At 69.2% G+C, this 11569-nt stretch carries 12 protein-coding genes and 1 pseudogene; 1 reads left to right on the top strand and 12 read right to left on the bottom strand.

Features of this window, described 5'->3' with window-relative positions:
• From A8G08_RS00455 to A8G08_RS26435, 10 genes and pseudogenes are all read right to left on the bottom strand, one after another.
• A pseudogene (locus A8G08_RS00455) lies at positions 1-398 on the bottom strand (xanthine dehydrogenase family protein molybdopterin-binding subunit); the annotation flags it as partial.
• The gene (locus A8G08_RS00460; protein ID WP_068268872.1) at positions 395-886 is read right to left on the bottom strand and encodes a (2Fe-2S)-binding protein; all 492 of its coding nucleotides are present in this window, start codon (positions 884-886) and stop codon (positions 395-397) included. The pseudogene A8G08_RS00455 and the gene A8G08_RS00460, both read right to left, overlap by 4 nt.
• A gap of 115 nt (positions 887-1001) precedes the next feature.
• Positions 1002-2102 (bottom strand): vWA domain-containing protein, encoded by a 1101-nt coding sequence (locus A8G08_RS00465; protein WP_068268874.1) that lies wholly within the window; start codon positions 2100-2102, stop codon positions 1002-1004.
• A complete protein-coding gene (locus A8G08_RS00470) occupies positions 2099-3025 on the bottom strand; it encodes an AAA family ATPase (protein WP_068268876.1) in 927 nt (308 codons plus the stop codon). Before A8G08_RS00470 ends, A8G08_RS00465 begins: the two co-directional genes overlap by 4 nt.
• A gap of 30 nt (positions 3026-3055) precedes the next feature.
• Entirely contained in the window at positions 3056-3559 is a 504-nt protein-coding gene (locus A8G08_RS00475) for a hypothetical protein (protein WP_068268877.1), read from the bottom strand.
• 85 nt (positions 3560-3644) lie between these two features.
• Complete coding sequence (locus A8G08_RS00480; protein WP_068268878.1) at positions 3645-5084, bottom strand: RsmB/NOP family class I SAM-dependent RNA methyltransferase; 1440 nt, start codon at positions 5082-5084, stop codon at positions 3645-3647.
• Positions 5081-6004: a methionyl-tRNA formyltransferase gene (gene fmt / locus A8G08_RS00485; RefSeq protein ID WP_068268880.1), complete on the bottom strand. Its 924-nt coding sequence runs from the start codon at positions 6002-6004 to the stop codon at positions 5081-5083. The genes A8G08_RS00480 and fmt overlap by 4 nt, the downstream gene beginning before the upstream one ends.
• Positions 6004-6552: a peptide deformylase gene (gene def / locus A8G08_RS00490; protein ID WP_068268882.1), complete on the bottom strand. Its 549-nt coding sequence runs from the start codon at positions 6550-6552 to the stop codon at positions 6004-6006. The genes fmt and def overlap by 1 nt, the downstream gene beginning before the upstream one ends.
• Positions 6553-6724: 172 nt before the next feature.
• Positions 6725-7711, bottom strand: coding sequence for an esterase/lipase family protein (locus A8G08_RS00495; protein ID WP_068268884.1), 987 nt, complete (start codon positions 7709-7711; stop codon positions 6725-6727).
• A 39-nt stretch (positions 7712-7750) separates the two neighbouring features.
• Entirely contained in the window at positions 7751-8437 is a 687-nt protein-coding gene (locus tag A8G08_RS26435; protein ID WP_084435836.1) for a PadR family transcriptional regulator, read from the bottom strand.
• A gap of 99 nt (positions 8438-8536) precedes the next feature.
• On the opposite strand from A8G08_RS26435, the gene A8G08_RS00510 reads away from it, so the two are divergent.
• Positions 8537-9178: a GNAT family N-acetyltransferase gene (locus tag A8G08_RS00510; protein WP_245672530.1), complete on the top strand. Its 642-nt coding sequence runs from the start codon at positions 8537-8539 to the stop codon at positions 9176-9178.
• On the opposite strand, the gene A8G08_RS00515 is transcribed toward A8G08_RS00510, so the two are convergent.
• Together A8G08_RS00515 and A8G08_RS00520 are read right to left on the bottom strand one after the other, a co-directional pair.
• Positions 9078-11042, bottom strand: coding sequence for a primosomal protein N' (locus tag A8G08_RS00515; protein WP_425394516.1), 1965 nt, complete (start codon positions 11040-11042; stop codon positions 9078-9080). The genes A8G08_RS00510 and A8G08_RS00515 overlap by 101 nt on opposite strands.
• Before the next feature lie 6 nt (positions 11043-11048).
• A partial coding sequence (locus A8G08_RS00520) for a methionine adenosyltransferase domain-containing protein (protein WP_169823244.1) occupies positions 11049-11569 on the bottom strand: 521 nt, incomplete at its 5' end.

Below are 11569 nucleotides of genomic sequence, written 5' to 3' on the forward strand. Positions count from 1 at the left end.
ATCGCCTCGGTCGCATCCTGTGCCTCGGCCCGCGTGCGGGCGACGACGAGCGCGACCGCCTCGCCGGCGAACTGCACGGTGTCGACCGCGAGTGACGGCGCATTCGGCGCCTTCATGTCCTCGGTGATCGGCCACGCGTTCGGCAGGCTGCCCTGCTCCTCGGCAACATCGGATCCGGTGTACACCGCGACGACGCCGGGCATCGATTTCGCGGCACTCGCATCGATGCGGGTGATCTTCGCGTGCGCGACCGGACTGCGCAGGATCGCGGCGTGCAGCATGCCGGGCAGTACGAGATTGTCCGTCCAGCGGGTGCGGCCGGTGATGAGGTGGTCGTCTTCCTTGCGGACGCGGGCGCGCCCGATCTCGGCGCTGCTCGGTTCGACGGTCGCGGTCATCGTCCACCTCCAGCGGTTGCGTCGGTGGCTTCCATCCGCTTCGCCGCATCCAGCGCCGCGCGGACAATGTTCTGGTACCCCGTACAGCGGCAGAGATTGCCTTCGAGGCCTTCCCGTACGTCGTGCTCATCCGGATTCGGATTGTCGGCGAGCAGGTCGATCGTGGCCATGATCATCCCGGGAGTGCAGAACCCGCACTGCAGTGCGTGATTGTCGCGGAACGCCTCCTGCACCGGATGGAGAGTGCCGTTGGTGGCCAGTCCTTCGACGGTCGTGATCTCCGCGCCATCGGCCTGCACCGCGAGCACGGAGCAGGATTTGACGCTGTGGCCGTTCAGCAAAACGGTGCACGCGCCGCAATTGCTGGTGTCACACCCGATAACTGTGCCTACCTTGCCGAGCCGGTCGCGTAGGTGCTGGACAAGTAGGGTTCGTGGCTCAACTTCGTCGGTGTATTTCACGCCGTCGACGGTCAGGTTGATACGCATGACGCCTCCGTGGTGTCGCTGTCCGGACCACTTTGCGCTCTCTCGGCGGGCGGGTGCCGGGGAATCGCAGAATCCGTTGCCACGCTTGCGTACCCGATTTGGGCGAGGAATCACCTCATGCCGCGTGCACTTCGTCGAGCAGTTCCTGCAGCGTGGCGAGGCTGTGCCCGGCGAGTAGCCGATCGATATGCGGCAGCGCGGCGGCCATTCCGGACTGCACGGGCCGGAATCCGGCCACCCCAGCATGCGGATTTACCCAGAGCACCGTCCGAGCGAGTCGCTGCAGTTGCGCCATCTGCTCGGCCAACAAGCTCGGGTCGCCGCGTTCCCAGCCGTCGGAGAAAACGACCACGACCGCGCCACGCGCGAGCCCGCGCCTGCCCCACCGGTCGAGGAAGGCGCGCATCGTCTCGCCGAGCCGCGTGCCACCGGCCCAATCCGGGACGGTCCGCCCGGCGGCGGCGAGCGCGGCCTCCGGGTCACGGGCTCGCAAGGCCCTCGACAGCCTGGTCAATCGGGTTCCGAGCGAGAACACCTCGGTCGTGGCGGGACTCGACCGCGTCACCACGTGAGCGAAGCGAAGTAGTGCGTCGGCATAGGGGCTCATCGACCCGGAGACATCGATCAGGAGCACCACGCGCCGGGGCCGTTGGGCAGCACGATGGCGACGCGGGCGCACCGGTTCGCCACCCGCGGCGAGCATGGCCCGCACGGTCCGGCGTGGATCGACACTGCCGCGCCGGTCTGGCCGCAACCGCAGCGCCGGCCTGGTCGGCGGGCGCGGCCTCAGCCGGGCAACCATCTCGGCCAGCAGGGCACGCTCCGCCGGGCTCAGTTCTGCAAGGTCGCGGTGGCGTAGGACCTCGGTGCTCGCGGCAGCCACAGCGTGCACGTCGGTGGTATCGACCGTCCCAGGTCGGCCCGCCGGCTCGAGCGCCGCGCTGAGCGCGCGCCGCGGACGCGGCCTGTGCTGGCGCGGCACGGCCGGCGGCGGCCGACCGCCGAACCACGCCTCGAACGCCAGGTCGTAGCGGGCGCGGTCGTCGGGGTCCCGGCACAGCGTCGCGCGGCCCGCCCAGTACACCTGGGCGGGATCCGCAAGGTCGACGAACCCGACGGCACGGATGAAGGAATCCACCGAATCGGTCGCCACCGGCAACCCGGCCTGGGCCAGCGCCCGCGCGAACCCGGCGAGCCCCGCGAGCTCGGTGCTCATGACGTGAGCAGCCGATCGAGACCGGCGCGCACCACCCGTTCGTGGTCCTCGCGGTACTTCAGCACCGCGCCCAATGTCGCTGCCGCGGTCTGCGCGTCGAGTTCGTCGCGGTCCAACTCGCGCAGCGCCCGCGCCCAATCCAGCGTCTCGGCGACGCCGGGTGGTTTGAGCAGCTCCTGCGCCCGCAGCGCTTGAACTGCACCGGCAACTTGTTCGGCGAGCCGCTCCCCGATGCCCGGTAGCCGCCGTCGCAGAATCGCGACCTCGCGCGGCAGATCGGGATGTTCGAGCCAGTGGTAGAGGCACCGCCGCTTCAGCGCGTCGTGCACCTCGCGAGTCCGATTGGAGGTCAGCACGGCGAGCGGCGGTGTCGCGGCACGGATTTCACCGAGTTCGGGCACAGTGACCGCGTTCTCGTCGAGCAGTTGGAGCAGGAATGCCTCGAACTCGTCGTCGGCTCGGTCGATTTCGTCGACGAGCAGCACGCACGGCGCCTCGGTGAGCGCACGCAACAACGGTCGGGCCAGTAGGAATCGCGGTGTGTAGAGCGATCGCTCGGCCTCGTCGGCGTCGAGGTGTCCCCCGCTGGCCGCCTCGAGTGCACGCAGGTGCAGCAGCTGACGGGGAAAGTCCCAGTCGTAAAGCGCCTGAGTCGAATCGATGCCCTCGTGGCACTGCAGCCGGATCAGCGGCAGTCCGAGCGCCTCCGCGAGACCGACCGCCAGCGAGGTCTTTCCGGTGCCCGGCTCGCCCTCGCAGAAAAGCGGCCGACCCATCCGCAGCGCGAGAAACGCGGACATCGACAGGCCTTCATCGGCCAGATATCCGGTCGCGTCGAGCGCAGCGGTGAGCTCTGCCGGCGATGCGATCACGTTCGCGAGCCTAGGCGAGTGCAGAGGTGTTCCGGCGGGAACGACGCCCATCCGATTCGCGCGTCCGAACGGGCCGCGGGGCTACCCTCCGCGCTTGTCCTTCTTGGCCTGGCGACGTGCGCCCTTCGCGATCGCGGATGCCTCGTACTTCTTTCGACCGGCGGAGTCCCTTGTGGTGTCGCGATGCGCTCGGCCTGCCGAGGCCACCTTGCCGTCGCTTCGCGCGGTACCGAACGACGTCCCCTCCTTCTGTGCCCGCGCAAGCCGCTCCTCCTTGAGTTCCAGGGCGGCGCGTGCGGCGAGGGTGGACAGCCGCAGGCTGACCCGGCTCAGCGCGTCCTCGAACACCTCGGCCTTCTCGGCCCTGCGCTTGTTCGCCGCCTTCGCCTGCCCCCGTGCGCCCTTCGATTCCACCTTCGAGGCACCCTTACGGCGGTACAGCTTGACGTGCTTGTTGCGGGCCCGCCGGATCCGGGTGTGCAGATCGATTAGGTCGTCCTCGTCGAGCTTGGACATCTGCCTGCGTTTGGCCTCGCGGACCAGCAGATATTCGTCTTCGGTCAGTAGCTTCGACGGCTTCGTCATTCCGGATCCGTTCGACGGGCGGGACGCGATTTGGCACCCAATGGTAGGCACACGGATCGGCCCCGCCGCAGCAGATTCGGCCCGATCAGCGGGTCAGCGCGGCCAGGAACATCGCATCGGTGCCGTGCCGGTGCGGCCACAACTGGACATGCGGGCCGTCACCGATGTCGGGCACGCCGGGCAGCAGCGCACGGGCGTCGAGTTGCGTGGCACCGAACCGGCGAACCGCGTCCGCCACCACGCCGACGGTCTCCTGCACGTGCGGCGAACACGTCGAATACAGCACCACCCCGCCCGGGCGGACGAGCTCGAGCGCTGCGGCGAGCAGTTCGCGTTGCAGCCGGACCAGGCCGGCGACATCGGACGGCTGCCTGCGCCATCGCGCTTCGGGCCGGCGGCGCAGCGCACCCAGACCGGTGCAAGGTGCGTCGACAAGGATGCGGTCGTAACCCGGCTCCAGACCGGACTCGCGCCCGTCCGCGACATGGACGTCGACTGGCAGATCGCGCGCCGATTTGCGGACCAGTTCCGCTCGGTGTTCCGCGGGTTCGACTGCGTCGACGCGGAATCCGTCGATCGCGGCAATCGCGCCGAGCAGCGCTGCCTTGCCGCCGGGCCCAGCGCACAGATCGAGCCAGCGGCCACGATCGGGCCCGTCGATCTCGGCGCGGGTCAACGCGATCGCGACCAGCTGGCTTCCCTCGTCTTGAACTCCGGCGAATCCGTCGCGTACGGGTTCGAGTGCGCCGGGATCACCGCCCGCGACCAAGTGCACCGCGTACGGCGAGTACTGCCCGATTTCACCGCCGGTAACCAGCGCCAGTTCCTCGGCCGAGATCTCGCCCGGTCGGGCCACGAGGTGAACCGATGGGCGTGCGTCGTCGGCCTCGAGGACACCGCGCAGCTCCGCGGCATGCGAACCGAGTGCATCCGAGAACGCCTGCGCAATCCAGCGCGGATGGGCGTACTGGAATGCGAGGTGCCCGACCGGATCCTTCTTGCTATCGGGGGCGAGTGCGGCAACCCACTGCTGCTCGGTCTTCGCGCCCACCTTTCGCAGCACCGCGTTGACGAAGCCCGCTCTGCCGCTGCCGGCCTCGACGCGGGCCATGTCGACCGACGTGTCGACAGCCGCGTGCGCGGCGATCCTGGTGCGAAGCAACTGATAGGTGCCCAGCCGCAGTACGTCCAGCAGCGGACCGTCGATCTCCGTGATCGGGCGGGCCGCTGCCTCGGCGATGACCGCGTCGAGCAAACCCTGGGATCGGCAAGCGCCGTAGGTGAGTTCGGTCGCGAGGGCCGCGTCACGGCCGCTGATTTTGCGTTCGCGCAGCATCGCGGGCAGCACGAGGTTGGCATAGGCGTCACGTTCGCGCACAGCGCGCAGCACATCGCGGGCCACGAGCCGCGGATCGTCGCGCGACGGTGCTGTCGGTTCTGGCCGTTTCGGTCGCCTGCTGCGATCACCCGGGCCTGCGCCCGGCGAACGGGGCCTCCGCCGTTGCGGTCTCTGCTCGCCACTCATTCCGCAACCACATCCTCGGGCAATCGTGCTCCACGCGCCCAGTCCAGCGCGGCCATCATCTTCTTTCCGTGCGGCTGCACCGTATTCAGCCGCAACGCCTCGGTTGCCGTCCCAACGAAGACACCCGACTTACGCACCTCGATGCGTCCGGGCGGCAGTGCATCGGTATCGAGTTGTGCCGAGCCGATTTTCAACCGGTTGCCCGCGACTGTCGTCCAAGCACCGGGGGCGGGGGTCACCGAACGAATGTGCCGGTCCACCGCGACACCGGGCCGCTGCCATACCACGCGCGCGGCTTCGACGGTGACCTTGGGCGCGTACGAGATTCCCTCGTCCGGCTGCGGAACAGCGTGCAGCGCACCGGAAGCCAGGCCATCGATGGTGGATTCGAGCAGCGCGGCGCCGGCGTCTGCGAGACGCGTCAGGAGATCACCGGCAGTGTCGTGTTCGCGGATACGTTCGGTCATCACGCCGAAAACCGGTCCGGTGTCGAGTTCCTGCTCGATCAGGAATGTGGTTGCGCCGGTGATTTCGTCACCGGCATTGATCGACGCCTGCACAGGTGCGGCTCCACGCCAGGCGGGAAGCAGCGAGAAGTGCAGATTGACCCAGCCCAGCCTCGGCACGGCGAGCACATCGGCGGGAAGAAGTCCCCCGTAGGCGACCACCGGACAGCAGTCGGGCGCGAGTTCGCGCAACTGGTCGAGGAATTCCGGATCGCTCGGCCGGCGCGGGGTGAGGACGGGCACACCGGCCTCGTCGGCGAGCTCGCCGACCGGCGAGCGTGTGACGCGCCGCCCGCGGCCCGCAACCGCATCCGGGCGGGTGAGCACCGCGACGACTTCATGATCGGGCGAGTCGAGCAGGCGTCGCAGAGACGGCACCGCTGGTTCCGGAGTTCCCGCAAAGAGCAAGCGCATCAGCGACCCGTTCCATGGAGGCCGAACGGGTTCGCCTTCACCACAGGCGGTTCGGTGCCGAACCACTCCGCCTCGCGGATCTGGCGCATCATCTCGCGACGCGCGGCCGCGTCGAGTCGATCGATGAACAGCACCCCGTCGAGATGGTCGACCTCGTGCTGAATGCACCGCGCCAGCAGTCCTTCGCCGTCGAGTGTGACCGGCTCGCCGTGCATGTTGAATCCGCGTGCAATCACCTGCATCGCGCGCAGGCATTCCGCGCGCAACTCCGGAATGGACAGGCAGCCTTCGGGGCCGAACTGCTCTTCGTCGCCGACCACCTCGAACGTCGGATTCACCAGATGTCCGCTGGTGCCGTGCACGTCGTACGCGAAAACGCGCAGCCCAACACCGATCTGCGGCGCCGCAATCCCCACACCACCCTGCTCGTGCATCGTGTCGGTGAGATTGGTGACCAATCTGCGTAGCTCACGGTCGAAGTCGACGACCTCGGCGGCGCGACTGCGCAGCACAGGATCGCCGAACAGGCGGACGGGAACTACGGACACAGGCTGCTCCAATTGCTCGGGGTTGACCGCCTCAGTCTAGGGAGTTCACCTCCGGCCCTGCGCCACGCCCGGGTGCGCAATCTGGGGATATCGTGCGCGGGACGCGAATAGCCCTGGTAGAACGGCAAGTGGCCGGGCGGGTGCCGATTCCCCGCCCGGCCATCTGCATCCTTCAGAAGTTTGCGGCCGCAACGACACCCGCGATATTCGTACCGAGTGGCACGAAACGGCACTCGGGCACGACGGTCCGGGACGGATCGAGCGCGTTGAGCACCAACTGCTGCGAGAACGCGTCGTAGGGCATGTTGAAGTGTCCGGTCATATCGATCGGGCACAGATCCTGCACGACGATATTGGTGGCTCCGGCCCCATGCAGCGCGATATTGCTGCTGGGCTGGATCATCTCGTCGTAGCGGGACCCGATCGTGGTGTATTCCACGCCCGGCACGGTGTCCGAGCCGGCGTTGAGCCCGACCAGGAACGGTGAGTCGACCATCTGTTGCACGACGGCGAGCGAGAAGAAGTCCTGCACTGCCTCAACGCCACCCGGGATGGCCCGGGCGAGCGCGACCGCTCCGAACATGGCACCGCCGTAACTCGGCGAGGCCAGTCCCACCCACCGACGGACCTCCGAAGCGCCGCCGAGCCGGTTGATGTAATACCGCGTGACGGTGGCGCCCTGTGAGAAGCCGACCAGGTCGACCTCGGCCGCGCCCGTCGCCGAGCGCACCTTCGAGACGAAATCGCGTAGCTGGACGGCACTTTCGGACATTTCCTCGGTGCCGTAGTGATCAGCTCCGGCCTTGCCCCCGTAGTTCAGCGCGAATACGCAGTAGCCTGCGGCCTTCAGCTTGGGCGACAGGCCGGCCCAGTCGGTGTAGGCCGTGGTATCCGTGCCGTGCGCGAGAATGACGGGCAGCTGACCCGGGCGGGAGCGGCACGCGAAGTCGTTCGCCCCGGGCGGCGCGGTGTCGGGATGGGTCGCGGCGTAGCGGATCGCATCGCCGGGCGTGAACTGCTCGGGCCCGGGCTGCATCGGCACGACCGCGGGTGGGACGGACGGCGCGGGATCCGCGCCGGCAACAGGCAACGCACCGAGGCCAAGGCCCGCAGTGCACGCGAGCGCCGCGACGAGCCGCGGCAACGTCGACCGACTCATGCGGCAATGGAATCACGCAGGCCGGTCGATGGACCCGCGCTACTCCGGATCGTGACCGGTTTCTTCGGCCTCGGGCGTCTCGTCCTCGGCGAGGATGCGGTACAGCGCCTTCCTCGCCTCGGTGAGCACCTCACCCGCCCGGCGCGCCTGGTCGGGACTGCCGACCATCGCGACCTGCCCCGCAGCGCCCATCAATTGGCCGACGAGATCGCGCAGGTCGATCGCCTGGTCACCGACCTCGGCGTTGACCGTGGCCCAGGGGTCGCCGAGTTCGTCGCGATGATCGCGGACGTACTCGCGGCCAGAATTGGTGAGGGTCGCAGTCTTACGTCCGGCAACCTTCTCGATCAGCAGCAGGCCCTCGTCCTCGAGCTGGGACAACGCGGGATAGATCGAGCCGGGGCTGGGCCGCCAGACATCGTCGCTGCGCTCGCGAATCTGCTGGATGAGCTCGTAGCCGTGCATCGGCCGGTCCTCGAGCAGCAGCAGGATCGCCGCCCGGACGTCGCCGCGCCGGCCACGTCCGCCGCGGCCGCGGCCTCGGCCGAACGCGGGACCGGGCCCGAAACCGGGACCGCCGAATGCTGGGCCACCGAAGCCGGGCCGCGGCCCGTGCCGATGGTCACGCGCTCGCTCGGCGAGCTGGGGGCGACCGCCGCGGCCGCCGCGTGGGCGTCGTTGCGCCCATGGTCCGAATTCATCGTGGTGATGTTCGTGGTTCTGCATGGTGTGCCTCCTCAGGCATCTCGTTCGTAATATCGACGATATATCGTCAATCTATCGAACGCAAGCCGAATCCGGAATGTTCCCGTATAGTTCGCGGCCGTGAGCGGCTTGATCCGACCCATGTCCGAAGCCGACATCGACCGCGTCCGAGATATCGAGACGGCGGCCGGTGAGGCGTTCCGCGCGCTCGACATGAACGTCATCGCCGAAGACCCTGCGCCATCCGCAGCGGTCCTCGACGGCTACGTCGAGGGCAGGCGAGCCTGGGTCTGGACGCCCGACGCACCGGGCGCCGAAGTCGGCGGCTATCTCATCGCGGACGTAGTGGACGGGTGTGCGCATATCGCGCAGGTCTCCGTGCATCCGGAATGCGCACACAGGCGCATCGGCGCGCAGCTCATAGAGACGGCCGCGGATTGGGCGGTATCCCACCACCTCGCGGCGGTGACGCTGACGACATTCCGGGATGTGCCCTGGAACGCGCCCTACTACTGGCGGCTCGGTTTCCGCCCGATCCCGGAGAACCGGTTCGGCGCCGGGCTCCGTGAAATTCACCTCGACGAGGCTCAGGCCGGCCTCGATGCCTGGCCGCGGGTCGTCATGCGGCGCGAACTACCGCGGCGACCTGCTTTGGTTGGTGTCAGCCGAGATCGATCGGATCGATCTGGACGCGGACCGGCGGATCGGCCTTCCGAGCACTCCGGGCCGCCTGGGCAGCGGCCAGGGAACGCGACAGCGTAAGCCCAGCCGACTTCGGCACCCGCAGCAACAATCGGTCTGCGTTGTCGGGCAGTGGCACCGGCCCTAGGACCTCGATCCCGTCCGGCAGTTCGGCCGTAGCCACCAGGTCCTCGACCGCGGACAGCGGGCCGTCCACCGCGGCGATTCGCGCCGCGGGCGGGAAGCGGACCTCGGCACGCTCGGCGAGCTGGCTCGCGGCATGCCCGACCGGATCCCAGCGGACCAGCGCCTGCACCGTGGTGTGCGCAGGGTCGGCGACCACGATCACCTGTCCCCCGGCCTCTGCCGGACGTACCAACGCGGCCGCGGTCATCCAGCGGCGCAGCGTCTCCTCGGCGGCCCGCAGATCCGCGCGGCCGAGCAGCGCCCACGCATCGAGCAGCAGGGCCGCGCCGTACCCGCCGGGCGCGACCGGCTCCGCGCCAACAGTGGCGACGACCAACCGTGCCCCGGGCTCGACCGCGTCGAGGACTTCGCCACCGCCCGAGGACTGCACGACGGCACCGGCGAACGCCCGCCCGAGTTCCTCTGCGGTACGGCTGGCGCCGACCACCTGGGCACGAAGGGCGCGCGAACCGCATGCCGAACACCGAAACGCTGCGTCGACGCTGCCGCACCAGCGACAGGACGGGCTTGCCGCTTGATCCCCAGCACCGGCAGGCAACTGCATCGGGCCGTTGCACTTTCGGCAGCGCGCTGCCGTTCGGCACTTCGCGCAGGCCAGGGTCGGAACGTAGCCACGACGCGGGACCTGAACGAGCACCGGGAGGTCGGCCGCCAGCGCGGTGCGCGCCGCGGCAAACGCCACCGCAGGCAAGCGCGCGGCGCGGGCGCCCGGATCCCGCTCGAGTGCGATATCGGTGTCACCGGGCACCACGATTCGCGGCGAGCGGATGCGCACGAGCGCGCGCGGCGCAACCAGATCGCGGGCCCAGCCGGACTCCACCAGCGCCTGCGCTTCCGCGGTCCGTGCGAATCCCCCGACGACGAACGCGCAGCCGCTCGCATGCGTGCGAAGCAGTCCGACCTCGCGCGTGTGCGGATACGGCGAGCGCGGTTCGGCGTACGTGTCGTCACCGTCGTCCCAGATCGCGATCAGGCCGAGCTTGGCGACGGGGGCGAAGACGGAACTGCGCGTGCCGACGACCACCCGTGCAGAGCCACGCAATGCGGCGAGCCAGCGCCGATAGCGCGCAGCCGGGCCGAGTCCCGCAGCAAGCCCCACCACCTGCTCGGCACCGAGCAGCGCCTCGCAGGCGGCCTGGACCCGATCGAGGTCACGCTGGTCCGGAACCAGCAGCACAGCCCCGGAACCATTGGCGACCGTTGCCGCCGCGAGTTCCGCGAGCCGAGCAGGCCAGTCCTCGCCCGGCAACGCCTGCCAGGCCGCGCGCGGCGCGCGGCCCTCATGCAGGGCACGCAGAAAGGCCTCGCCGTACGTGTAGTCGGCCCAGTGCTCGACGAGGTCGCTCGGATCGGCGGGATCGCGTTCGGAATCAACAGACTTCGGCGCTTCACCCTCGACGCGGGCATGCCGCGGCGGAATCGCCAGCCGCAGCACGTCCGCTCGGCTGCCGGCGTACCGTGCCGCGACCGTTTCGGCCAATGCCGAAATCTCGGGCGTGAGTACCTGCTCGGCCGACACAACGCGGTCGAGCTTTCCGAGCTTGCCCGGATGGTCGCTCGTCTCCGATCGGGCCAGCACGAAGCCATCGACGAGTCGTCCTGCGAACCGCACGCGCACCCGGACCCCGGGTTGCGCGGCGGCATCGAGCTCGTCAGGGACGAGGTAATCGAACTCGCGATCCAGGTGCGGCAGCGGAAGTAGCGGCAGCACCCGTGCGACGGGCTGGCTCAGCGCCAATCGGGTCTACAGACCGGCAGCAGCGCGCAGCTTCTCCGCCCGGTCGGTGCGCTCCCACGGCAGGTCCACATCGGTGCGCCCGAAGTGGCCGTAGGCCGCGGTCTGCGCGTAGATCGGGCGCAGCAGGTCGAGATCGCGAATGATCGCGCCCGGACGCAGGTCGAAGACCTCGCTGATCGCGGCGGCAATCTTGTCCGGGTCGGTCTTCTCGGTGCCGAACGTCTCGACGAACAGGCCAACCGGAGCAGCCTTGCCGATCGCGTACGCGACCTGCACCTCGATGCGATCCGCAAGACCGGCAGCGACGGCGTTCTTCGCGACCCAGCGCGTGGCGTAGGCGGCCGAACGGTCCACCTTCGACGGGTCCTTGCCGGAGAAGGCGCCGCCACCGTGGCGGGCGTAGCCGCCGTAGGTGTCGACGATGATCTTGCGGCCGGTCAGACCGGCGTCACCCATCGGGCCGCCGAGCACGAACTTGCCGGTCGGGTTGACCAGCAGCCGCACGTTGTCGGTGTCGAGGTCGTAAT

This window comes from Aldersonia kunmingensis, from assembly GCF_001646865.1.
GTDB classification, from domain to species: domain Bacteria; phylum Actinomycetota; class Actinomycetes; order Mycobacteriales; family Mycobacteriaceae; genus Aldersonia; species Aldersonia kunmingensis.